The organism is Borreliella mayonii, assembly GCF_001945665.1.
Lineage (GTDB): Bacteria > Spirochaetota > Spirochaetia > Borreliales > Borreliaceae > Borreliella > Borreliella mayonii.
In genome coordinates, this window is sequence record NZ_CP015784.1 from 1 (window position 1) to 24,269 (window position 24,269).

General features: G+C 29.1%; 25 protein-coding genes and 10 pseudogenes. 34 read left to right on the forward strand and 1 reads right to left on the reverse strand.

Annotated elements, in window-relative coordinates; genetic code table 11:
* The first annotated feature begins 65 nt into the window (after positions 1 to 65).
* From Bmayo_RS04805 to Bmayo_RS04935, 28 genes and pseudogenes are all read left to right on the forward strand, one after another.
* Positions 66 to 1,292: a phage portal protein gene (locus Bmayo_RS04805; RefSeq protein WP_075552626.1), complete on the forward strand. Its 1,227-nt coding sequence runs from the start codon at positions 66 to 68 to the stop codon at positions 1,290 to 1,292.
* 16 nt (positions 1,293 to 1,308) lie between these two features.
* Positions 1,309 to 2,001 carry a DUF1357 domain-containing protein gene (locus Bmayo_RS04810; RefSeq protein ID WP_075552603.1) on the forward strand — a complete coding sequence of 231 codons (693 nt, stop codon included), beginning with the start codon at positions 1,309 to 1,311 and terminating at the stop codon, positions 1,999 to 2,001.
* An 11-nt stretch (positions 2,002 to 2,012) separates the two neighbouring features.
* Positions 2,013 to 2,576, forward strand: a complete 564-nt coding sequence (locus Bmayo_RS04815; RefSeq protein ID WP_075552604.1) for a DUF228 domain-containing protein — start codon at positions 2,013 to 2,015, stop codon at positions 2,574 to 2,576.
* 3 nt (positions 2,577 to 2,579) lie between these two features.
* Positions 2,580 to 3,347, forward strand: a pseudogene (locus tag Bmayo_RS04820) (DUF228 domain-containing protein).
* Between the two features lie 28 nt (positions 3,348 to 3,375).
* Complete coding sequence (locus tag Bmayo_RS04825; protein ID WP_076342430.1) at positions 3,376 to 3,951, forward strand: DUF228 domain-containing protein; 576 nt, start codon at positions 3,376 to 3,378, stop codon at positions 3,949 to 3,951.
* Between the two features lie 21 nt (positions 3,952 to 3,972).
* On the forward strand, positions 3,973 to 4,929 hold the full coding sequence (locus Bmayo_RS04830; protein WP_075552605.1) for a hypothetical protein: 957 nt from the start codon (positions 3,973 to 3,975) through the stop codon (positions 4,927 to 4,929).
* Between the two features lie 19 nt (positions 4,930 to 4,948).
* Positions 4,949 to 5,404, forward strand: a pseudogene (locus tag Bmayo_RS04835) (DUF3890 domain-containing protein).
* The gene (locus tag Bmayo_RS04840; protein WP_075552606.1) at positions 5,404 to 5,787 is read left to right on the forward strand and encodes a DUF1506 family protein; all 384 of its coding nucleotides are present in this window, start codon (positions 5,404 to 5,406) and stop codon (positions 5,785 to 5,787) included. Before Bmayo_RS04835 ends, Bmayo_RS04840 begins: the two are co-directional and overlap by 1 nt.
* Positions 5,775 to 6,164, forward strand: coding sequence for a hypothetical protein (locus Bmayo_RS04845; protein ID WP_002658432.1), 390 nt, complete (start codon positions 5,775 to 5,777; stop codon positions 6,162 to 6,164). Before Bmayo_RS04840 ends, Bmayo_RS04845 begins: the two co-directional genes overlap by 13 nt.
* Entirely contained in the window at positions 6,161 to 6,727 is a 567-nt protein-coding gene (locus tag Bmayo_RS04850; RefSeq protein WP_075552607.1) for a DUF764 family protein, read from the forward strand. The genes Bmayo_RS04845 and Bmayo_RS04850 overlap by 4 nt, the downstream gene beginning before the upstream one ends.
* Positions 6,708 to 7,821 (forward strand): annotated as a pseudogene (locus tag Bmayo_RS04855) (DUF787 family protein). The gene Bmayo_RS04850 and the pseudogene Bmayo_RS04855 overlap by 20 nt, the downstream one beginning before the upstream one ends.
* Positions 7,822 to 7,834: 13 nt before the next feature.
* On the forward strand, positions 7,835 to 8,263 hold the full coding sequence (locus tag Bmayo_RS04860) for a DUF1463 domain-containing protein (RefSeq protein WP_075552608.1): 429 nt from the start codon (positions 7,835 to 7,837) through the stop codon (positions 8,261 to 8,263).
* A 15-nt stretch (positions 8,264 to 8,278) separates the two neighbouring features.
* Complete coding sequence (locus Bmayo_RS04865) at positions 8,279 to 8,734, forward strand: DUF1473 family protein (protein WP_010883794.1); 456 nt, start codon at positions 8,279 to 8,281, stop codon at positions 8,732 to 8,734.
* A complete protein-coding gene (locus Bmayo_RS04870; protein WP_075552609.1) occupies positions 8,731 to 8,967 on the forward strand; it encodes a DUF1322 family protein in 237 nt (78 codons plus the stop codon). The genes Bmayo_RS04865 and Bmayo_RS04870 overlap by 4 nt, the downstream gene beginning before the upstream one ends.
* A 7-nt stretch (positions 8,968 to 8,974) precedes the next feature.
* Positions 8,975 to 10,249: a DUF759 family protein gene (locus Bmayo_RS04875; RefSeq protein WP_075552610.1), complete on the forward strand. Its 1,275-nt coding sequence runs from the start codon at positions 8,975 to 8,977 to the stop codon at positions 10,247 to 10,249.
* A gap of 22 nt (positions 10,250 to 10,271) precedes the next feature.
* Positions 10,272 to 10,870: pseudogene (locus tag Bmayo_RS04880) on the forward strand (DUF792 family protein).
* A gap of 3 nt (positions 10,871 to 10,873) precedes the next feature.
* On the forward strand, positions 10,874 to 11,824 hold the full coding sequence (locus tag Bmayo_RS04885; protein WP_075552611.1) for a DUF693 family protein: 951 nt from the start codon (positions 10,874 to 10,876) through the stop codon (positions 11,822 to 11,824).
* 17 nt (positions 11,825 to 11,841) lie between these two features.
* Positions 11,842 to 12,387: a DUF777 family protein gene (locus Bmayo_RS04890; RefSeq protein WP_075552612.1), complete on the forward strand. Its 546-nt coding sequence runs from the start codon at positions 11,842 to 11,844 to the stop codon at positions 12,385 to 12,387.
* Positions 12,388 to 12,416: 29 nt separating this feature from the next.
* Positions 12,417 to 12,748, forward strand: a pseudogene (locus tag Bmayo_RS04895) (DUF2634 domain-containing protein).
* Positions 12,745 to 13,621 (forward strand): annotated as a pseudogene (locus Bmayo_RS04900) (DUF276 domain-containing protein). Before Bmayo_RS04895 ends, Bmayo_RS04900 begins: the two co-directional pseudogenes overlap by 4 nt.
* A 9-nt stretch (positions 13,622 to 13,630) precedes the next feature.
* Positions 13,631 to 14,236 carry a DUF735 family protein gene (locus Bmayo_RS04905; RefSeq protein ID WP_075552613.1) on the forward strand — a complete coding sequence of 202 codons (606 nt, stop codon included), beginning with the start codon at positions 13,631 to 13,633 and terminating at the stop codon, positions 14,234 to 14,236.
* A gap of 9 nt (positions 14,237 to 14,245) precedes the next feature.
* Positions 14,246 to 15,067, forward strand: a complete 822-nt coding sequence (locus Bmayo_RS04910) for a DUF685 domain-containing protein (RefSeq protein WP_075552614.1) — start codon at positions 14,246 to 14,248, stop codon at positions 15,065 to 15,067.
* Between the two features lie 76 nt (positions 15,068 to 15,143).
* Entirely contained in the window at positions 15,144 to 15,347 is a 204-nt protein-coding gene (gene blyA / locus Bmayo_RS04915) for a holin BlyA (RefSeq protein ID WP_071983911.1), read from the forward strand.
* Positions 15,348 to 15,350: 3 nt separating this feature from the next.
* A pseudogene (locus tag Bmayo_RS07000) lies at positions 15,351 to 15,697 on the forward strand (BlyB family putative holin accessory protein).
* On the forward strand, positions 15,687 to 16,022 hold the full coding sequence (locus Bmayo_RS07005) for a BlyB family putative holin accessory protein (protein WP_002658486.1): 336 nt from the start codon (positions 15,687 to 15,689) through the stop codon (positions 16,020 to 16,022). Before Bmayo_RS07000 ends, Bmayo_RS07005 begins: the two are co-directional and overlap by 11 nt.
* Positions 16,015 to 16,369: pseudogene (locus tag Bmayo_RS04925) on the forward strand (BBA14 family lipoprotein). The gene Bmayo_RS07005 and the pseudogene Bmayo_RS04925 overlap by 8 nt, the downstream one beginning before the upstream one ends.
* Before the next feature lie 104 nt (positions 16,370 to 16,473).
* Entirely contained in the window at positions 16,474 to 17,016 is a 543-nt protein-coding gene (gene bdr, locus Bmayo_RS04930) for a Bdr family repetitive protein (protein WP_075552616.1), read from the forward strand.
* Positions 17,017 to 17,121: 105 nt separating this feature from the next.
* The gene (locus tag Bmayo_RS04935; protein ID WP_075552617.1) at positions 17,122 to 17,544 is read left to right on the forward strand and encodes an Mlp family lipoprotein; all 423 of its coding nucleotides are present in this window, start codon (positions 17,122 to 17,124) and stop codon (positions 17,542 to 17,544) included.
* Between the two features lie 36 nt (positions 17,545 to 17,580).
* On the opposite strand, the pseudogene Bmayo_RS04940 reads toward Bmayo_RS04935, so the two are convergent.
* Positions 17,581 to 18,527: pseudogene (locus tag Bmayo_RS04940) on the reverse strand (ERF family protein).
* A 389-nt stretch (positions 18,528 to 18,916) separates the two neighbouring features.
* Here Bmayo_RS04940 and Bmayo_RS04945 point away from each other — a divergent pair.
* From Bmayo_RS04945 to Bmayo_RS04970, 6 genes and pseudogenes are all read left to right on the forward strand, one after another.
* Positions 18,917 to 20,017: a plasmid maintenance protein gene (locus Bmayo_RS04945; protein WP_075552618.1), complete on the forward strand. Its 1,101-nt coding sequence runs from the start codon at positions 18,917 to 18,919 to the stop codon at positions 20,015 to 20,017.
* Between the two features lie 9 nt (positions 20,018 to 20,026).
* A pseudogene (locus Bmayo_RS04950) lies at positions 20,027 to 20,592 on the forward strand (DUF226 domain-containing protein).
* Positions 20,568 to 21,308 (forward strand): ParA family protein, encoded by a 741-nt coding sequence (locus tag Bmayo_RS04955; protein ID WP_010883757.1) that lies wholly within the window; start codon positions 20,568 to 20,570, stop codon positions 21,306 to 21,308. Before Bmayo_RS04950 ends, Bmayo_RS04955 begins: the two are co-directional and overlap by 25 nt.
* Before the next feature lie 40 nt (positions 21,309 to 21,348).
* Positions 21,349 to 21,891, forward strand: coding sequence for a chromosome replication/partitioning protein (locus Bmayo_RS04960; RefSeq protein WP_012593001.1), 543 nt, complete (start codon positions 21,349 to 21,351; stop codon positions 21,889 to 21,891).
* A gap of 12 nt (positions 21,892 to 21,903) precedes the next feature.
* Positions 21,904 to 22,407 carry a Bdr family repetitive protein gene (gene bdr / locus Bmayo_RS04965; protein ID WP_076342429.1) on the forward strand — a complete coding sequence of 168 codons (504 nt, stop codon included), beginning with the start codon at positions 21,904 to 21,906 and terminating at the stop codon, positions 22,405 to 22,407.
* A gap of 494 nt (positions 22,408 to 22,901) precedes the next feature.
* Positions 22,902 to 24,233, forward strand: coding sequence for a DUF244 domain-containing protein (locus tag Bmayo_RS04970; protein WP_075552620.1), 1,332 nt, complete (start codon positions 22,902 to 22,904; stop codon positions 24,231 to 24,233).
* Positions 24,234 to 24,269: the final 36 nt, after the last annotated feature.

Below are 24,269 nucleotides of genomic sequence, written 5' to 3' on the forward strand. Positions count from 1 at the left end.
ATTTTATTGACAAAAATATTAGTTTTTGCTATCATACATCTAATTTAATAAAGAGAAGTAAAAAGGTGTGTGATTTAAGAAAAACAAAACTAATAGATAAAATAAGTTCACTAGAACTATACAAATACTCAATATTTTTTAGAAATTACATTGAAAATGTAGCAGAAGATTGTCTCAAGAACGGACTTATTCTTGAGAGTGCTGCCCACAATGTTAGTGAGGTTGAACTTGCTAGGTTAAAGGTACAGCTTAATAATGCTCTGCTTAATTGTATTATAAGCTACCTTTTTCATGGGATTGGCTATGTTTTAGTAAAAACCAAAGATACTCTAATAGATCTCGAACAACCCGTTAATATAGAATTACCTATTGGTTTTGAATACCTTGATTATGAATATGTAAGAGATTTGGGAGTTGATTTTGATCATATAACCTATAAAGTAAAATCCAACAATAAGAACAATTCTTTAGACGCAGTTAAAATACATAAAAGTCGACTTATCATATATGAAAACTTTGATTATATCTTAAAAAGATATGTTCCGTGTTATACCGAAAGCTTTTTACTAGATATTTATTTATTTGAAAAGATATACGTAGAAATAGAAAGACGTATTGAAAACCACAATTTTTTGTTTTACAAAGATGAATCTTTAGTACAACTACAAGACGCACTTTCTAGTGCAACAACTTCTTTAAGTGCACTTACTCAGAGCAATAATAATGATAGGGGAAGTGGCATTTTATCTTCTTTTTTGAGAAAACAAAATTCAAACAATCATAGTAAAGATATTTCTAATTTAAGAAACCTTAGTGACTCATTATCACAGGAGCTTGCTAGGCTAAAAAGTAATCTAAATAATGAGGGAATGTTTTATACGGCCACCCCTAGTGCTAGTTTAGAGGTTATTAAATACGACCTTAGTTACTTAAAGGAGGCTTTAGCATTAATTAAGGCAAAAATTGGTGCAGATACTAAAGAGCCCTTAACCAGAAGTTTTAATGAACAGGCTAAAGGACTAGGAAATGATGGTAAAGGTGATAGGAGTAATTATTACGATTTTCTCAAAGGTGTACAAGAACAAGTTGAGAACTCTTGTAATTTAAAACTTACAAAGTATTTTGGGCTTGATATGAAATTTAATTCGCTGATTATGTTAAGTGAAGAACAAAAAGTGGAAAGAGATATAAAGCTAATTGAGCTTTACAGTAAATATAACCAGCTTATACAAAGTAGCTCCTTTGATAATGAGGAGTTAGCGATTTTAAAAGAGAAATTATTCTCATTTTGAGAAAAGGAGTTAAAAGATGCCTGAGAAAGAAGAAAAAGAAGACCTGCAAGCACAAGATAAAGAAGAGCAGCAAAATAAGGCTGATACTAAAGTTATAAGTGTGCAGGAATTTGAAGAGTACATGCGCTTTAAAGAGCAAACAAATAGTAAATCCAAAGAGACAAGTCGAGATTTAAGTATAAATGAACGAATAACAAAAGAACTCGCAGAAGTTGAAGAGCGGGAGCGTATTGAAAAGCAATTATTGCTAGAGGCTGAGCGAATTAATGAAATTGATACACTTGCAAAGGCACATCTTAGCAATTATTTCAATAAGGAGGTGTTGCTTGCAAAAGGATACACATTAAAAGACATTATGCAAGCACAACGTAGAGAACTTGTGCGCAAGTTCGTTCCAATTGAGCAAATTAAAGCTATTGCCAAAGTATCAGACATAAGTCATATCGATGGAGAGATATTAGAGCAACTTGTTTCTTTAGCAAAAGTGAATATTAAATTAAGAAAAAATGCGAGTAGCAATTCTTCTTCTGTTGACTCTATTAAGGGAAATATTGCTATTAAATCAGAAGAAAGAGCAAGTTTGCTTAATTCTAATTTTGTACCTATTAATTTCACAGAATTTGTACAAGCGATAAGTAATACTTACAAGCAAAGACGAATTCAATTTTATGAAAATCTAAAAAGACATAAAAGAACAAGTATTGCTTAAAGGAGTTTTTAATGAGCGATGGTATTACAAAAATAAAAGAAGATTTTGATAAAAAAGTTGCAGAAATTAAAGCATTAATGAAAAATCCTCAGCAAGATGCTGGTTTGCTTAGTAATTCTGTAGATTTTAGAGATAAAAATCTAATTTACTCCAATTCGGATGGAGTTTTTACTAGTAGTAAAGACAAAATAGAAAATTATCCTGCTAAAGGGTATCCATACAAGCGTGGAGTCAAGCTTAGTTTTAGTGCAGATGGTACAATAGAACTAGAAGTTGAGGCTGGTGGTGGGGATGACTTGTACGGAATATGCACTGATATAGATGAGTTTACTGGCATGGCAACTGTAGTTCCAATTACAAATAACTTCACGGGGTATTTAACATTTAAGAAAAATGGAAATGGTGTAAACCTAGGTGATAAGCTGCATTTTAATGCACAAGGAGAGCTTGAAAAGAATGGGGGAAATGATAAATCTGTTAATGCTATAGCACTTTCAAAAGTACATAAATTAACCGAAGAGTTATCTATAGTGCTTGCTAGTGTTTTTGGGAATAGAGCTTTAAAAGGTAATTAAATTATGGCTTTAAAAGGCAAAGGGCAAGCTAAATCTCCTAATGTTGATGATAATCCACAATTAGGGTTAGAATCAGAAATTCCAGTTGCTCCTAGATCTAAACGTCAAGCAAGACAGGCTTAAGAAGCACAAGCAAAAGATCCTTATTTAGATTCAGTTAAAGAACTTGACGATGTTCTTTTAAAATTTAAAAAATATTCAAAATCAATGAGTTCGATTGAAAATAAGGTTTTTAGTAGTTCGGGTGGTTGTTTTAAATCAAAGAATGAGCGAGTTAATGCTTATTCTTTTACATGTTCAAGCTTTGCAGACAAAATAGAAGAATACCTTTATGATCCAGCAAATAGTTTTCCATATAAGCGTGGGGTTAAACTTGTTCCAAAAGAGAACTCTATATATGTTGAAGTTGGTGCTGATACTGATATGTATGGGATATGTGTAGATGTATGTGAGTTTAGTAGTACTGCGTATGTATTACCAATTACGAATAACTTTGAAGGGTATCTTGTTACAAGAAATCCGAGTATAAAAATGGGAGAAATATTGGATATAAATAACAATGGGGTTATTATCAAGGCTGGTGGTGGGCCACCAACCGCAATTAATGCATATGCCCTCTCTGATTCATTTACAATCAATTTTGCACCCGAAGATGAACATCAAGATCAAGCTAGATATCCCAAACAAGAGTATTCTATTAATTTGATAAAAGTTGCAATTTTTGGCAATAGAGGCCTTGAGAAAACAGTAACACCTGAAGCTGGTGGTTAAGCCTTGGGCAATAAAAGGAGTTAAACAAATGGCAGACACAACGCAATTATTAAAAGATTATCAAGAGAAGAGAAGTAAACTTGAAAAGTTTATGAAAAATCCCCAGCATGACGCTGGTTTGCTTAGCAATTCTGTAGAGTTTAGAGATAAAAACATACAATTTTTTGCCTCTGGAGGCACTAGAACCAGCAAATTTGACAAATTAGAAAATCATCCATTTTCTGGGTATCCATACAAGCGTGGGGTAAAAAGAGTTATTCAAGAGGAACAAGAGAATCAAATTCACTATGAACCCCACGTTGAGGCTGGTGGTGAAGATGATTTATACGGAATATGCATTGATATAGATGAGTTTAGCAAAACAGCCACTATTGTTCCAATTACAAATAATTTTGAGGGTTATTTAGTAGCAAAAGATTCTACGCTTAAAGTAAAAGACAAACTTGTTTTTAATAAAGACGGTGCTCTTGAAAAGGTGACTGGAGCACTACCAAATAAGGCAACTATTAATGCGATAGCGTTGTCTGATGCAAAACAAATTAGTAACGATGTTTATTTAATAAAAGTAGCAGTATTTGTAAATAAAGCTGTAAGTAAAAATTAATGATATTTGGGAGGATTTAATATGGAATTATTTGATGAAAATTATTATGCAAAAGCTGTGGCTAATATTATAGGGGAAGTTAAAGATCCTATAATGTATAAATGGTTTTCGCCTGATCAAATTGAAGATGTTGATCTTCAGATGGGCTACCAAAGAACTGTAAAGTGGGATGCGTTTTTAAATGCTAATCCTACAACGATTGCTAATGAGGTTAATACTATTTCAACTATTGGATTTAGTTCTGAAGTAGTAAGACTTAATTACTTAAAATTACAGTACAAATTTAGGCACTTAAAGCAGGCGTCTGAAAAATTTTACACTTCAGACTCATATCTTGGTGACATTAATAACAATTTACTTCCTTTTTCTCAAGCCTATAAGCTTGCAAGTAGCGAAATTATCAAACTTATTAATCACTTTGTACTAACAGGCACTGTTTCAATTCAAAAAGATGGAAAAAATCAAAAACGTCTACTTCCCAATATGTATGGACTTCTTAATATGCCACATCAAGTAAAAGAAGAAGTTGCTAGTGGTGATAAAGATAAAATGGATAAAATATTTGAAAAAATTGAGGCGGGACTTTCAAAGTTAGAGCTAGGAGACGAATTTTCTACAATGATGGTAATAGTTGACCCTACAACTTCGCTCAAACTCGTAAAGCCATACGCAGCAGCACAGGGTGCAGCAAGTAGCTGCGAAAAATGGGAGGATGTTTTGATTCAAACTATTAAGGCTATTAATAATAGAGAAGATGTCTACATTGAAGCTTCAAACTTGCTAAAACATCAAATACTTATTTACCCATTAAACCCAGAGCTTATTAAGTTTAAACCTAGCAAGTATATGTTACCTACACCAAATGAACAAGTGGATAAAGATTCAACTGATATTGCTCATTCATACATTGATTTTGTTTTAGGAGGGCTACTTGCTACTAGAAAAACTATTTTGCAAGTACATATTAAACAAAGTTAAAAACATAAGGTAAATCGAAGTGAGCGAACAAAAAAACTTACAAACACAAGTTGAGGCTGAAGAAGAACTTTTGGTAACAAAACTTCATTCTGAAGTGTTATTGTTACTAGGAATAGACAAACTTGCATTAAGCAGACAAAATTTTCTACTTCATTTATCTTTACTTCAAGCTATTCTAGTAACACGTGATATTGATGCTAGTTCACTTACATATGAATAAATATTTTTACTTACCTTTTACCATATGGGTTGTCAATTAAGAAAACAGGGAGTTGTTCGAGAATTTGAATTTGATAGGATCAAAAAAGAGAAATTCAATGAACTTAAACTTGATTATTATCCTAGTATCAGTGGAGGCGAAGAAGGTGGCGAGGGGGGTTGTGGCTCAAACAAGAATTTTTGTTCACAACTTGATGCATTTTTAGAAAAACTAAAAAGAGAAACTTCAACGCCATCTTGTGTGGGGGTTGTCTAATGAATGGTGTTAGAAAAAGACTTTCTGATATGTCATTTCGCATGATCAACGTATTTAAGGATCCTAAACCCTTAAAGTTTTATAAAGGTACTGTTTTAAAGCTTGAAAATGATTCTTCTTATAAGAGAGTATTTGATAAAAATAAGTATACTGAATTCGCAGGAGTTATTATTGACATAAAGCCACAAGAACTTGCAATTCTTTATGATTCTGATATGTCTGATATTCAAGGGTATTCCAAACTTTACACATATCAAGACCTTAACTATGAACTAAAAGATCGAATATCAATTGCAGATTTAGTTTACTTTGAAATATTTAGTATTGACTCTTCAATCGGATATTTTACTTTGGTTTTAAAGGAATTTATATGGACAAACTAGAATTTAAAATGGAATTGGAAATTGGGTGGTTTGGTGGTCGTGCAGGTATTGCTAAAATGCATGAAAAAGGGAGTAGCAATTTACCAGCAAGAAAACATTTAACCAAAATTGCTAGTAGTTCTGAGTTTAGAGAATATATCAATAATAGCTATATAAATTCTAAGTTTAATCTTGACCCTAAATCGGGAATGGAGGCTATTGGACAAGCTTTTATAAGGTACTATGAAAATTATCTACTATCAGCACAAGTCACTCCAGCCTTAAAGGCTAATACAATCAAAAGTAAGTTTAAAAGGGGTAGTAACACTGCAGCAATTCCACTTGTTGATACAGCCAAAATGTTATCAGAGATTACTTATAAGGTAACACTTGAATGATTTTCACTTTAGATATGGTATTAAATCATTTAACTCAAATATTTAAAGGGTTTAAGGCGTATGCAACTGAAAATAATTTTGAGTGCGATATCATAAATACCTACAATCATCCATATCTTTCAAAAATCACAGCTACTAGCTCAAATATAATAGCATTGAAATTTGATGGTACAGAAAATCTATTTGATCATAATTCTAGAGCAGGTGTATTTTATGAAAATGCTTTGGAATTTAGTATAAATTTTCAAATATATATTATTGCAATAGTGTTAAACGCCAAAGACTTTGACGCTAATTCACGCATGTTAATGCTTTATAGTATGCTTAGTGACTTTTTGCACAATAAAGCTCATAAGTATACTTTGCCCAGTCTACAACCCGACTATATTAATAAAATTAACTTCTACATTTACCCAACATCTAATATGCAAACAGTTGGACTGATTAATTTAGGCACAAAATATAGCAACCATGCATACAGTGCATCTATAGCATTTAATGCTAGTGTAAAAGCAACCGAAATTTTAAAGGAGGAATACAAAATTGCCGCAAGATACAATTAGTGTAAGTTTGCTTGACTCTAGAATTCAAGCTAGTAGGCCCAATTATTATAATCCACTTTTGGTTTACAAAACAGCCAAAATTAAAGTTAATAAAGATGCTGCTAACTTTATAACATTGAATTTAACCGTTAATAACTATGAAAAACAAATTGAAGCTTTAGAAAAAGATAATGGGAATGGACAAGATCAGTTTGGAAAAGAAAAAACACTGCTTAAAACTGCAATGTCAAATTTTTTCAATTCAAGTGAAGAATCATTAAAATCCGCTGTTCTTTTTATTTATAAGGATAAACCCGAAGAGTTAAAAAAATATCTTAAAGTACATAGACACACTTTTGTTGTACTTATTAATACTGAGGATGATAATTCCGATGATGGACTTAAGATTTATAAAGATGATTATGATAAGTTTAAAACACCTTCAATTTTTTTTGTATTCTCGACTAAAGAACAAGAAATAAAAGAACTATTTAAAGATAAAGGCAATACTGAAAAAGAAAGAAATATTGCTGTTTACAGTAATAATAAAGACAATTTACACCTCAAATTTATAAGTCAATATTTACATCAGGCTAGTATTTTTCATGCTGTAAATCCTTATGGCATGCCGCTGGCTGCTACACCACTTGTTGATGATACTGTAATTGGAAAGTTGCGAACTGCAAAAATCAACTTTTATTCACTTCTTAATGAAACTGGGCTTGATGGTGTACCTGCCTTTAATAGAAGGTGTTGACCTAGCTGGAGGTGCAATAGACGAACAATTTACATACCACTATATAAAAAACGAAGCGATTATTGAGCTTATTAGAATTTGGAACAAAAACAATAGGCAAAATAGCAAATTATCTGCACTGCAGCTTAGTGGAGCTAGAGACAATGCATATACTTCAGCAATTGAATGTTTACTGAAAAGGTTTGTGGATAGAGGACTGATTATTGAGTACAAAAATTTAAGTCTTACTCTTTCTCCTACACCACAACTTAAATTAGAACTCAATGTGAATATTACTTATAACTTTAGCATTAATGCTGTTGCTTTAGTAATTACTACTCAAGATATAGTTGATTATCAAAACAGCTTAAGTGCTTAAAAGGGGGGCTAAAATGCAATTTTATGATTTAAGAGAAGTTTATTTTTCAATTGGTGGTACGCAGTTACATGGTGGCAAGCTAGAGCTTACAAGCGAACCTACAACAAGAGCAGTGATTAGTAGTGAAGATAAAGGTATGCCTGTAATAAGCTTAAGAGATCCCAAAACAATAACTTATGTTTTCAACATTGAAGTGACACTAGGTAGTCATGACTACATTTTGTTAACTGAACTTTCTGATGAACAGTTTTACAACATGGATGTGAGAAAAGAGGATAAAATGCTTGATTTAGCATTCAATGATAGAATTGCTACCAAAATTATTTCTAACTATGCAATTTTTACTGAAGAGCCTTCAAGAAGTTATTCTGCTGAGGCCGAAAAAGTATCTTTTGAAATTAGGGCTATTAATTGCCAAAAAACTAAACCAAACAACTCTTAAAAGGAGAGTCTTATTATGATAATGAGATATAAAATGAAAATTTTAACTAAAAATAAAACTTATGAATATCCGCTGAGAGTACTTCCAGTCTATGAATGGGATAAAGTGCTAGGATTTAATCAAAGTGACGCTGTTTTAAAGCTTAATGAGGTTAAATACTTAAGAGAAATCACAAGCTTAATGATAAGTCCAAAATTTTTAGACGAATTCTATGTGATTTTGGATCAAAATAGAGAATTTATTTCTTATTATAAGGACTATCTTGTTGCAATAATTTACACTGCACAATTTAATACTTTTCATTTAGACAATGATCTAAAAAAGCCCGCTTTAGTATATTTGAGTGAGTATGAAAATAATGTTGGTGATTTTGTTGCTTTTGACTATATTAATGAAAATTTTGATTATGAAAAAGTAGCCACTTCGCTTTCATCAATTACATCAAATTCCAATGAGCTGGTTGCTAAATGAGTAAAAGAAATAGAGATATTGATAAAGCTATTGCAAGTCTTGATGAGACTAGAAAAAAATATTTGAACTTGCTTGACGAGATTAAGAACGATAAATACTTTTTCCCAGTAATTATGAATATTTGCTCATACTACTCGGTTAAGAAATTGCCTTATGACGAGCTTTTAGAAGTCAATAGACTTGCTGAGATTAAATTAGAAAAAGAATTGTATGAATTAATTTTAAGCAAGTGAGGGATTAGTGAGCGACAAATTCACCATTAAATTTAAAGGTATTCTTGATCATGCTGCAACAAAAAAGGCCATTGAACAAGATATTTCTAAAATGGAAAAATATCTTAAACCTAAAAAATCTAGTTTGGGTAGCACTAAAGATATTGTAAAAAATAATTTGTCGGACAAGAAAAAAGAACTTAGTAGACAATCTAAATTTGAAAGCTTAAGAGAGCGTGTTGAGAAATATAGACTTACACAAACTAAAAAACTTATAAAACAGGGCATGGGGGTTGAGAAAGCTAGAAAAGAGGCTTTCAGAAGATCTTTAATGTCTGATAGAGACAAAAGGCGTCTTGAGTATAAAGAACTTGCAAAAGAATCAAAAGCAAAAAGTAAAATGTTAGCGGCCTCTCAAGGAAAAGGACTTGTTGCCAAAATTGCTATAGGTAGTGCCCTAGGGAATATCATTAGCAACGCTATGAGTAAAGTTGGAGGAGGCCTTTTAGGTTTTGCTAAAAAAGCGGTTGAAGAAGACACCAAAACAAAAAGAACACAACTTCTCAATAAAGCGTTTTATGATGATCCAAAAGAGAAAGAGGGGCTTTTAAAGATTCTTGGCGGAATGAAGGGATTTGAGCGCGACTTAGAAAAAGAAGAATTCTTAAATCAAGCAAGTGTCTTTAAGGGTACTTTAAGGGATTTAGATATGTTAAATGAAACTAATTTGAAAAACGCAGTAGAATTTGCAGCTATGCTTAAATCCAGTGGTGCTATGAGCAGCGAAGATGCAGCAAAGGCTGTTAATAGTGTTCTTGGGGGTGATGGAAGTGAGCTTTTTGATCTATTAAAAAAGTCGGGCGTTGGCGACAAATACATAGAAGATGCCAAAATGGCCTGGCAAAGCGGGGCACAAGTAGATCTAGAGTCTAGAATTACCAATATGATGGAAATGTTCGAGGATTTTAAATCTTTCGGCCTTACAAAAAAAGCCAATACTGCTGAGAGTATTCAAAGTAATTTGGCCTCAGCTGAGCAAACTCTTTCAAATTTGACCACTACTGTTTTGGACCCATTACTTAATATCATTAACTGGATCACCGCTAAAATTAAAAATTTTGATTTTACCAAAGATATTATCAATCCCATAATTAATGGCATTAAAAGTATTTTTAATCTTAATTATTTCTTTGCCAAATTAAAATCGGTTCTACCTACAATGTTCGGCGGAGATGGCGGCGAAGCTTTAAAAAAACTGCAAGAACAGGCTGAGAATCAAGACAATGCTAACAACACTCCATAATTTTGGTAAAAGGTAATTACTTATGGATATTAACAATAAAAATACTAACAATAAAACAATGTTACCTCAGGAGATTTCTCAAATAATAAGAGATGTAATAACCCAAATATTTGCTCTTTTTGGAGCAGATAATTTTTTGGTACTATTTCCTAGAATGGATCTAAAAGGTTTTGGATATATTCCTCAATTGTTTTTTATAAAACCAAAAAATGAACTCATAACACGCACTTATAATACTAGTTGTTCTAAAAGACCAGTTATCAATTATTATGATAGAAAAGCGGAATATGTAAGCTACAATCCGGTAATGACTGGTGAACATATCTCATTAAACGGTGGAATACTAACATCCTTATATAAGGATATGCTTTCTTTACTTAAAATGACTGTTTTTGGCAATACTATGCTACGTTTTGACGCGCATCTCGCAAAAGAACAACTAGCAAACAGACTTCAAGCTCAAGTTCCTTTTAGTATCTACAGTCCAACTTTTGGCCTAAAAGAATTGGCTGTAAAATTACAAGTCTTTCGTTTAAGAACACTCCTTTCATTGATGAAGTCGAAGTTAGTTTATCAATAGAAATAGTAAAAACATTTGCATTGGAAAAATATAAAGGATAAAAAATGCTGTTACTACAATATGATTTTAAAATTGAGTTCTACAATGTAGATACATCAAAAAAATCACCTAATGGAATTCCTTTCGCCGAAGAAATTCCTAAAATTATCATCAATACACAAGATGGAATTCATATTGATATTTCCATATCCAACGTGTATTCAAATATTCATACTATAAGTTCCAAACAAGCAAAAGTCGTACTTTGGAATCTTCCCTTAGACTTCACCAACGACATTAAATTTGGAGATATAGTAAAAATATATTATAAGAAATTTGCTCATGAAAAAAATTTTGATTTCATAATGGCAGGAACTTTAGGACCTCCTATGAGCACTGATTATCCGGGTGGGGATTTTAGTGTAGATCTTGATGTTCGTTTATTAACTAAAAGCAACTTCTTCAATCGTAAGTTGGCAGGCAAAGAAGGCAAAAACTTTAAAGGCAAAACGGTGCAGGAGGCAATAGAATCTGTATTTCCCAATCGCAATATCCTTAATATGGATGAAAAAGATTGTCTTAAAATTATTGACAAAGATATTTATGCCACAACACCAAAAGAGTTTATTGACAAAATAAAAGGAACATATGTTCATAACGTAATAGCCGATATTGGTACTGGTTTACGGGGATATGAATGCTATCTGATATTTACTAATTATATAAAAAAGGGGGAAAATGTCCACTACGAGGCATTAGAAGACTATGGGCTTGAATTCATACCACAACAAGAAATTACTTTGGGCACAACACTCAAAAAAAATCTTATATTTTGGAACGCAAAAACATTTTTCACACATAAGTTAAATGTTGGAGATAAAGTCTCATTTATTGATGGACTAGGGAAAATGATAAAAACCACTATAAAAGAAACAAGTGCAAGGCTTAGCAATACAGGAGAGTGTTCATTAATATTAAAGTTAGAAGATGATTCTAATACAAAACGTAAAAAATAAAGGGGGCTAGAATTAGAATGAATGAAGACTATGAAATTTACAGAATGAATCAACGCCTTTATGGCCAGGCATTGGCTCAAGAAGACGTTAAAAATTGGATTTATTCAAACATTTTCATAATTAAAATTGGTACTGTAAAGGAGTTTAAACAACAAACTCAAGAAGCTATTGTTACAATACCCGAATTTGAAGATTTAGAAATTCACACGAAAAATATATCTAATATCAGCTTAGAACTATCAAAAGGTGATGCTGTTTTACTACTCCAATCAAGCGTTAATATTTTTGATAAAAATAATGATATCCACTTTGACAAACATCATTTTTATATACTTAGTGCAATTAGCCCAAAGACTTTAAATCTAATCTCTGATACTGTTAAAATTAGAGCGAATAATAAAATTGAAATAGCAAACCAAACAACTAGCTTAAAAAAAATTCTAGATAATATTGTTAGTGCTATCAATGGTATAAAAATTATAGGGGACTCAGTAATTGACGAATCAAGCTTAAAAATAGCAACCGCTCAAATTAATTCTGATATTAATAGTTTGTTTAAGTAATTTTTGCTAAATATGGTATAATTACTAGTATGGATTTAAGATTAGGCAATAATTTTGAATTGGTATTTAATAACGATTTATCACTTGTTGATGGAATTGATGAACAAAAACAAAGATTTTTGATATTTTTAAAAACCTTAAGGGGTAGTTTAAGCTATGCTCCTCATTGGGGACTGGACTATTTCTTGCTTTTAAAGCTGTTAAAAATTAACAATCTTCACGCTGTAAAAAATTATTTTCATGAAATATCTAAAGAGCTTAACTTAGATTTAATAAATATTTCAACTGCTATACAAGACAACAAAGCACATATATCCTTTTTTTCTCAGGCGATGTTTTGAATATGGAGTTTAATTTATGAGCATAGTTTTTGATTCTGATTTTGGCATTTTAAAACGTACAATTAAGGATATTGTAAGAACAAAAAGAGAATATTTGCGTGTAAATTATGGGATTAATATTGATGATAATCAAAGCTCAATTTATAACATTATTGCGTCTTCTTTAGCATTAATTGAAGAAGAAATAATTAATGAGCTTAATCTCTTTTTTTCTAAAATGAAACCGGGTGGCACTTATTGGGCTGCTATTTGAAGAACACATTTCTTCTAAAAGCACAACTTACAGCGCGGTTCGCACAGCTTTACTTAATCTTGATGGGGTTGAGTACACTAATATTAAAAGTGCAGCTGGTAAAGCCAACATATATCTAATTCTAAAGGAAACTTTACTAGACTCTAGTAAATCTAATATTAATAGTCCTGAATTTAAAGCAAAACTTTGGGAAACATTATATCTAACAACTCCTAGTGGTACTTTACTTGAGGGAGACATAGAAATTGATGGTCTCAATTCAACTGGACAACGTAAATCCTATAAAATATCACTAGGGAAAAGAAAATATGTTTACATGAAAGTAAAGTATAAACTTGACCTTAAAAACTATCTCTACTTAAACATAGACTCTCAAATTAGGGACATTTATTCTAGGATTATTTCAAACAACTATTCTGATATGGGAATTAGCTTTGAATATCAAGACTTTTTTGCTCCAGTTAATGAAGTTAAAGGAATTAAGTTTATGGAAATAAGCACTTGTATTAAAGATACAGACACTGAGAGTATTACAAAAATTGGTGATAGCGATTTTAAAAAAAATCAAGATATTACCATTAATGATGACACAATGCTACTTTTCAATACGACAGATAGATTGCTTATTGATATTGGATAGTTAACAAATATGAAAATACCCAATCTTTTCAAAAACACCGAAATTCATAAATTTATACGTACAGAAACAGAATATGCACAAACATTGCTTAATGAACTTAAGTCCCTTAATTCCAACTTCATGTCCATTAATGTAATAGAAAATATAAAATCAAGATATATTGCAATATGGATATCTCAAGTTTTATCTATCTTTTATGCAAAAACTCAAACTTTACAAAGTATTACAAACAATATTAATAGTGTTATTTTTGCTTTACGTCATATTGGCACTGATGAGTCATTTAGACTGATTTTCAAGACCTTTTTAAATGTGGACATTGAAGTTACTACTCCTGAAGCTGGGATTATTGATATCTCTTTAAAAGGGGCAATAAAAACAAACTTTACTACATTTATTTTGCCTAGCACTAAAAAAGGAAAACGACTAAAAAAGATAATTCTTAGAGAAAAGAAACCTGGATACGCTGCATCTAAAAAGGCTTTAGTATTCAACTCACTTCCTAAGGGCTATGATCATTCAATTTATGCTTTTATTAAGAGAATTATTCCTATTGGTAGAGTTCTCAAAATTAATAATACAGATGGTAACAATATTATTACTTTCAACAACTAAGGGGGTTTTATGGCTGATGATCAAGAAAAATTACTAATTGATGAAGAAGAAACGGTTCAAATAAAAGATTTAAATAAAGTTACGACCGTTAACAATACTGATCTTTTGCTGCTTGATGATGGAGCTGCAAGCAGTAATGCTATCACCTTTAAAAACTTTTTAGATGCTTCTAAAGACAAAATATTTAAAGGAGAAGGATTAGACTATTTTAAGCAGATAATTAAGTCTACAATTGCCGAAGAACTTGCAGCTGATAAAGATTTTGTAGAAAAAATTTATGCTAAAATAACGGACAAATTAATTAACAACGATTCTACTAATATTTCTAACCTTTTTAGTAAAATCAAATCTCGTCTTACAGATAGCATATCATCAGCTACTCTATCTAGAAATGATGATCTTTTGATAATGTCATCAAGCACTATTCAAAAAACACGCGTTCCCGAACAATTACTAGGAGTACCATCTAATTTTACTTATGGCAGCACAACTAGTAGTGCTACGCTTTATTCTTCTGACTATGAGAATAAATCGGTAACTGTTTCTTTGCAATACAGTGGAAACAGCAGTACAACTCTTATTTTTTACAAAAATTACGATAATTCTCCCGTTTATCTTGATATTGAGCTTGATATAACACTTGGATATAATGATAGCATTTTGGGGAAAACATTATATCTAAGGTATTCCGACGAAAGTCAACAAAACATGGTTTATAGGTATTCAGGCCCCTTTGGACTATCTGTTCAATTCCCAATATATAAGGGCTGGTATGTCCAAAAAAGAGCCTACATAAATGGAGATCCAGTCCCAGATCTTTTAAAACTGTAAACTTTTTAGCAAAAATTACGATTTTGATATATAATGTATATACAACAAATAAAAAATTAAAATAAAGGATTAAAAAATGGATACTATTAAATTAACAGAACTTCTTATCAATTTAAACGAAATTAAACTTATAGCCGTAATGATTTTTGTAACAGTACTGGTTTTAGGAGTGTTAATTCTTCTCAAGCCTTTATTAAAAGACATATTGACTATTGTAATAGGCAAGATTTTTAAGAATGGCAATAGCAATGGCAAAAATCACATTAAAAAAAGAGATTAACTTATGAAATTATCCAAAGATAATGTTGAGCTTGGACTTGCGTCTTTATCAACCCTTATTGATATATTTTCTAAATTTGAAGATGAATTTGATGAAATTGCACATAAAGGATTCTTTTTGGTTTATGAGCTGTATTCTCATTATAAATTAATCTATACAGCAAATATGGAAAGACTTGAGAGTGCATTAACCCCAGCAATAAATAAAGCACTCGCTCCATTAAATGAAAAAATCAATCAATGCATTGACTTAGTTAATTCTGATGAAAAAAATCTCAAAATATCTAATAATCTGAAATTCAATCAGGAAGGAAAACCTATCATAAGGAAAGAACATATAATGCAAAATAACACTATTGGTTTAGGACTTAATTTACTATCCAGCTTAACTAACATAGCTAAAACTGATACAAACATAGATCATAATTACATTAATACTTTTAGTAAAGTAATAGATTTTTTCTACAAAACATATATAAGCACACTAAAATCTATGGAAACAGCTGAGTCAACTAAAATATTTGAAGAAATACAAGACATTTTAAAATACAACATTGAGATAATAGAGGCTATCTCTACTGATAAAAGCAAAAGAATTATCACTTCACTTAAAGCAACACGTAACAAAATTATGAAAGAATATATCAAAATACTTAAAAGAGGTGAAAATGCTTAAAAGATTGCATTGTCTACTAATTGCTTTGCTACTATGTTGCACCACTATTGCCAACCTACCAGAAAAGCCAAAACCGCCAATTATTCCAACGCTAAAATCTTTAGCTAAATATGAAACACAACTTTCAGAGTATGTTATGTACCTAGTAACATTTTTAGCTAAAACAAAAGTTAAAGTTAATGATCCAAATTATCCAGAATATCCTTATCCAGACTTATCAACACTAAAAGACGAACACTCTATAACTGCAGTAAAACACAATATCAAAATATATTTAGAGTACATTAAAAAAAACAAAACCAATAGCGGAAAAAGTCTATAATAAATATTCCCAGTTAAAAATGTAAATTACAAAAAGGTTTTTCTTGCAAGAAATTCTATTTTACATATAAAAATCTCTAAAGCCAATTAATCTAAAATAGTATATAATATGACTATAAGGGAAAATTTTATGGAAACAGTGTCAACAAATATTGCAAGTGTAACTCAAGAACAAATATATAAAGAATTTATTAGACTGGGCATGGAACAACTAATAGCAAAAGATTTATCAAAAAGATATTACCACAATGAGCTAACATATAGAGATTTAGAAAATTTAGAAAAACAATTTGATATAAAATTTGATAATCTTATTTCTAAAATAGATAGTGTCAAAAGCGAACTTAATACTAAAATAGACAATGTAGAAAAGAATTTAAATCTAAAAATAGATAGTTTAGATACTAAGATAGATACTGTAGAAAAGAATTTACAAAAAGATATATCTAATTTAGATACTAAGATTGATAGTATAGAAAAGAATTTAAATGCCAAAATAGACAATGTGGAAAAGAATTTAAATTTAAAAATAGATGGTTTGAATATCAAAATAGACAATGTTGAAAAGAATTTAATGTCTCTTTCAGAAATGCTTAAATGGGTATTAGGAATCATGGGAGCAATGTCTATAACAATGATAGCCGGACTAATATTTGCTTTCATTTCTAAATAGCTACTACCTCACTTAAAGAATATCAATTCAAATAATAATTGTTTATCCAATATTTAGTATTAATAATTGATTAAGTGAATATTAATAATAAAAAAAGGAATAACAATGAAAATTATCAACATATTATTTTGTTTATTTTTACTAATGCTAAACGGCTGTAATTCTAATGATACTAATACTAGCCAAACAAAAAGTAGACAAAAACGTGATTTAACCCAAAAAGAAGCAACACAAGAAAAACCTAAATCTAAAGAAGAACTTCTTAAAGAAAAGCTAAATGATGATCAAAAAAAACACCTTGACTGGTTAAAAACCGCTTTAACTGGTGCTGGAGAATTTGATAAATTCTTAGAAAATGATGAAGGCAAAATTAAATCAGCACTTGAACATATAAAGACTGAACTTGATAAATGTAATGGAAATGATGAAGGAAAAAACACCTTCAAAACTACCGTTCAAGGGTTTTTTAGCGGTGGAAATATAGATGATTTCAAATCTCAAGCCATTAGTACCTGCAATGGTTCCTAATAGCTAGCAGCCCCCTATTTGGGGGCTTTAATATTGCTATGCTGCAAATATATAATTAAATTGTCTTTTTTTTTCAACATGCAAAAGAATTTTAATACTTTTGTTTTATAAACGTCTCGATTATCAGACATAAATACTTTAAGCTTATTTAGATCATCAAATCTATTAGTTTTATTGAAATATTTTTTTAGAATATTTACCCAATATTCTATACTCTTAAGCTCAGCATTCTTTTCAAAAAGATCTTCTAAAGCATCATCATTATCAGTACACAATGCCCGAATAAGAGCATTTATATTATTTTTTTCTTCACCTTCATTTACCCAATTTTTTATATTAAACAGTGCGTCTCTAAAAATTTCATAGCAATAAGCCTTGCCAGATTTCAAGTTTTTATTAAAGCTGTTTAGTTGATTTTTTTCTTGATTTATGTCCTTTTTTTGTTCTTGTTTTTGATTAACACTAACTTGCTTGTTAGACATAGAATTTTCGTTTTCGTGATTATTGTAAATAGGTGCTGCATCAGTATCAAATTCACTTTTTATGTCAAGATACGCAACTAAAGCATACCTTTTAAAATAAGTAATAGCCGAACCAACAAGTTGTGGCATTGTATTCAAATTTTTAGACCCATTTTCACCGTTCCATTGTAATTTATCTGTATGAATTAATGTATCAAGCGACTCTTTGTATCCAGTACTTTTACTGTAAAATGTAGTCCTAACAACAGGAACCTCACCATTTTTACCATACACAAAAGTTGGAAATTGCCAAAAACCAAGATTTAAATTGTGATTTTTTATAACATTTTGAATTACTTCTACTATGACATTGAAATCCTGATACTTATATCCGTATCCTTTAAGGCTTTTGTCAATACGTGGCAAGTTCATTCTTAAAGTATCCATATCATTTAAAAAGTCAATTTCTGCTTGAATATTATTTTGTATTTCTTGATTATTATTGTTTGAAAGATTTTCCATCTTTTTCCTCCTGTTTTGAATTAATAAATATAAGTATATAGCAAAAACTATTTTTGCCAACTTTTTTACAAAAATTTTTACAAAAAAATAGGGCTTAGCTAAATTCTCTATTGTCTACTAAAGAAATTAGTTAAGCCCGTGCTAAAAATTTTTTTGCAAATTCAAAACAGGTAGTTAAAACTGAAAAATGTTCAAATAACTACGCTGTTTGTAGTGTAGCCCAATTTTAAATTAAAATCAATTTGTATTTTTACTAAATTATAAAAAGTATATTAATTTAACAAAATTAATAATTAAAATTTAATATTTTTTTAGAAAAGTATTTACTTTTAAATCAAAATTTTGCATTATAATATTAATTATTAATAATTCAAAACAGGAGAAAAAACATGGAAGATTTTTCAAATACCACAAAAAGTCCAACTTGTCACAATAAACACCAATACAAATTAATATCTCTTACTTCAACACTAGATTTTCTAAACAAAAAAGATAAAAAATACACACAAAAAAACATACTTTATTATTTTAATAAAAATCTAAAAAGAAATGGTCTAGCTCCCACTACACTGAGAACAATGCAAAATTATCTTTACAAATTAGAAAAAGTGCTAAAAGTAACAACCAATTATTACCAACACATGGGTGTAAACTGTGGGACTGAAATTTACTATAAACTAAAGTATCCTAAAAAAGAGTGTTACCAGAAAATCAACAAATACTTTAAAGAGCAAAAAAACTCTAGATTTAAATCTAGAGTTAATAACCATTTTAAAGACAATGTTTCCAAAAATAGTAGTGTAAATTCAGTGGAGTGTTTAAATAATAAAAATAATAATACAAAAGAAGAAAGAAAGATTAAAGAAATAGAAAAATATCAACTAAGAAATTATTTCAATAATTGTAACTTTAAAACGGAAGAAGCTCTTTCTATTTTGTATTTAAATACTGATAAAGATACTAAGATTGAGGCAATAAATATCTTAAAACAAAATGAAATTGCCCTAATAAAAAAATTCAATATAAAAAAATCTTGTATAAAAGAAAAACAAAAAAAATTAAAAGAAATTCTATACAACACTAGGAAAAAATTAGAAGAAAACGGGTACAATCCTAAACAATTAGAAATAAATTTACAAAAAGTATACGAAAATTATAAATATAAGCCCCATTTTATTATTGAAAATCATAAATATAGCGATTTAAACAATATAAAGCGTAAATTAGAAAAGTCTATTGAAAGAAAAAAAGAAAATTCTCAACAAAATTATCAAAATTTAAAGGAAAATATTTTTAATATCCTTATTGAACAACTAAAAAAAGAAACAAATATTGAAATTTTAAAGCCAATTATCAAAAAATATTTGAATAAACAAAAGAAAATAGAATACAATAAAGTATTTGGTATATATCATCTTGAATTATCAGAAATAATAAAAAATGAAAAAAATTCTTTAGCCACAGAAGAATTTAGCATAAAGGCCGTATAAGGATTTAACATGGAAAATGCACCAGAACCTATTGAAACTGTAAAAAAGGTAAATGTAAAGTTGAATGCCAAAATAAAGAACGCTTTATTTTAATTGAAAAAGAAAATGGTAAGGCAATGTATCATACAAAAATAATGATGGATATTTATAAATTTGGAGTATATGAGAAAAAACACGAATTTAGATTATCATTGAGGACCTTATTTAATGGAGAAAGAATTGTTGAAGAAACTCATTTATACCCAATTAAAGAAGGAGATAAGTTCATCGGTATTTTTTATGGCTATAGAAAGCCGATTAAAAAGCCGTTAATAAAGTATCAAATAAATGGGACTAGAAAAGCATATGCATTGGCAAGGGCATATTATATGGAATTTAGATTTAAAGCCGGAAGTGTCTTTTGTTATTTTAAAGGGCTATATCGTTTATTGGATAAAAAAAGAACAGACAATCACTACAACAAAGTTTTATTTAGTATGTTTACGGATTTAGAACAACAAGTATATAAATTTTATGGGAAAAAATACCCAGAACAAGGACCGTTAATAAAATGGATAATAAAAAACCTAAAATAATAACAATAGCGTCAATTAAGGGCGGTGTAGGTAAAAGCACAAGTGCGATAATTTTGGCGACTTTATTATCAAAAAATAATAAAGTTCTTTTAATTGATATGGATACTCAAGCATCTATTACCAGTTATTTTTACGAAAAAATAGAAAAACTAGGTATTAATTTTACCAAATTTAATATTTATGAGATTTTGAAAGAAAATGTAGATATCGATAGTACCATTATAAATGTAGATAATAATCTTGATCTTATACCTAGCTATCTTACGCTACATAATTTTAGTGAAGATAAAATCGAACATAAAGATTTTTTGTTAAAAACCAGCCTGGGAACTTTGTATTATAAATATGACTATATAGTAATCGATACAAATCCCAGTTTAGATGTTACGTTAAAAAATGCTCTTTTATGTAGTGACTATGTAATAATTCCAATGACGGCTGAAAAGTGGGCAGTGGAAAGTTTAGATTTATTTAATTTCTTTGTAAGAAAATTAAATTTATTTTTACCTATATTTTTGATAATAACAAGATTTAAAAAAAATAGAACACATAAAACATTATTTGAAATATTAAAAACAAAAGATAGATTTTTAGGAACAATATCTGAAAGAGAAGACTTAAATAGACGAATAGCAGAAAATAATAATTTTGATTTAAATAAAGATTATATAAAAGAATATGAAAATATTTTAGAAATTTTTTTAAAAAAAATATAAAGTCTAATAATTAGACAGTTTAATGTAAAAGGAGTTTAAATTGGATATTAAGGTTAATAAAAGAGATTTAAGTGATAATGAAAATTATATTATTACTGATAGTGTATTAAATCATTATAATTCTTTAAAAGAAAAATTAAAAATTAATTCTAAAAAGGAAATCTATTGTAAGTTAGAAACTTTAAAAATTTTAAAAGAAATTAAAGACAATCATTATTATAGGTTTGATGGTTATAAAAGTTTTGAAGCTTTTTCTAAAGATTATAGACTTGCAAGAGCACAGGTCTATAATTACTTAAAAATTGCTAATGCAATAGAAGATGGGATTATACAAGAAGAATTTCTAATAAAAAATGGTATACTGGAAACGTTAATTGTATTAAGAAATAAAGAGAGCAAAACAATAAAAAAATCAAAACAAAACCCGATAAAGCCCTTAAGATTTCAGCTTAAAAGACAAGAAAGCTATGATTTTTATAAAAGTAATGCTAAATTTACAGGATTTATGTTAGATAAATTATTTAGTGATGGAAAAGAAATAATTAAAAAACTTATGAAAGAATATAAAGAATTAAAAGGATAATATGGAAATTTTATGAATAGTTTGACTTACAGAACATACAATATAGAAAGTATAAAAAATGAATTTTTAAAGATAGGATTTAGTGAAGAAGCAATAGATTTTGTTTTTCTGCATAATGATAATTACAACTTTGAATTTTTAAAAGAAAAATTGATTAATGTAGAAAAGAATTTACAAAAGGATATATCTAATTTAGACATTAAGATTGATGCTGTAGAAAAGAATTTAAACACTAAAATAGACAATGTTGAAAAGAATTTAAATCTAAAAATAGATAATTTAGACTCTAAAATAGATGCTGTAGAAAAGAATTTAAACACTAAAATAGACAATGTTGAAAAGAATTTAAACCTAAAAATGGATGGCTTGAATATCAAAATAGACAATATAGAAAAGAGTTTAAATCAAAAACTTAGCATGGGTAACAGACTAGTACATTTTATGATAATAACAGCAGCAATTCTAGGGCCAATTTTGAATGCCCTATTTATGAAATATTTACAAGGTGGCAAATAATAATGTATTGTAAAATTTGATTTTTTAAAATGGTACATTATAATATTGATGAAGAGTATTATCAATTAACACTTAATTTTTGCTTTTTCATAAATTAGAACTTATTTGAATTTTTTAACAAGAGAATTTAAATAGGTTTTTTATTTTAACAAATACAAATTGATTTTAATTCTAAATTAGAATATATTCAATTATTGAAAAGCTTATTAAAATAATTTTAATAAGCAAATTTGATTAAACCCTAACTTTATTAAAATAATTTCTGTAAAAAGTTGTCAAAAATAGTTTTTGTTATACATATATATATGTATGTAAATAGCTAAAAAAGTTTATTGCTATCAAAAAAATCCAATTAAGTTGGGTTTAGCTAAGTTCTTAGATAAGAGAATTTAAATAGACCCAACTATTTTTTTGTAAAATTTTTTGTAAAAAAGTTGGCAAAAATAGTTTTTGCTATATACTTATATTTATTAATTCAAAACAGGAGGAAAAAGATGGAAAATCTTTCAAACAATAATAATCAAGAAATACAAAATAATATTCAAGGAGATCTCAAAATGATAAGTATTAATCAACAAAGTTTTACTGGTTGTGAAATATTTGAGGAAAAATCTTCTCCCATTAAAGAAAAAAGTAAATTAAGTAAGATAGGTAAGAAATTACCAGGAATAAGTAGTCAAGAATGTTTTAGATTTAATCGCAATATTGATTTTAGTGTGCAAAGAAACAAGTTAGATAAATACGGTGCTAGTGAAGTAGGCAATATTCTTGTTGGAGGTGCTGGGCTGAAAGATTTAATGATAAACAGAGTGCTTAAATATTTTAATATGAGCCTACCTTTTGAAGAGAATTTATATATGTTCAAGGGCAAAGAGTTAGAGAATTTAGGATTTAGAGAGTTTGTTAAAGCATACGGCGATAATATTGATATTTTATATAAAAATAAATATGCCAACGGTGTTGATAAGTATAATTATTTCAAAAAAATGGGAAGTTCAGAAACTTTAGTGGGCTCAACAATTGATGGCTGGTTTATTAATAATAATGGCGATTTAGAACTATTAGAGATTAAAAGTAGCGACTCTAATTATATGAGTAGTGCTATTGTTGAGTACAATAAAAATGACAATTTTTTAAGCAGTAAATATTTTTTCAAATATTATGTACAAGCACAAATGCAGCTAGCATGCACTGGGCTTAAGTATTGTAATTTGTTCTTTTTAATAGATGCTGCACCAATTAACTGTAAGATTAAAAGAGATGAGGCCTTAATATCAAAAGTGTTTGAATTTGTTAATAAATGTGAATTAGAAATTATAAATTTGAAAAAAGATATTTATAGTAACTATAGAGAGGAATACTTAATGGCACATAATTTTAACGAGGATACGTTTATAAAACTTGTTGAAGATTTAGTAGAAAGGAGTGATTTTTATAGTTCTGGAGTTGAGTTTGATTGGGCAAGAGAATTTATAGAATATGTTGATTGTGCAGATCTTGAAATTAAGGATAATCAATCTGCTGAAAATCTTGCGTATGATTTAATGGAGATTAATAGTCTACAAAAAGAATTAAATAGAATCCAAAACGAAAATAAAAAAAGAGAAAAGCCCATTAAAGATAGGTTGAAGATGCTAATTTACAATATTACAAATACATATCCACTAATTGAGCAGTTAAATTATAAATTTGGAGAGTTTGTGTTTACTCTTGACCCTAAGAAAAGGGCAATATCAGATAGATTAAAGGGACTATTACCAACAAGTGGTACAGTATTTTTCCCTAGCAATATAGCATTTGCAAATAATGTTAGTGTCCCCATGTGAATGGGTGCACTAAAAAATTAAAAAAATAAATTTAAT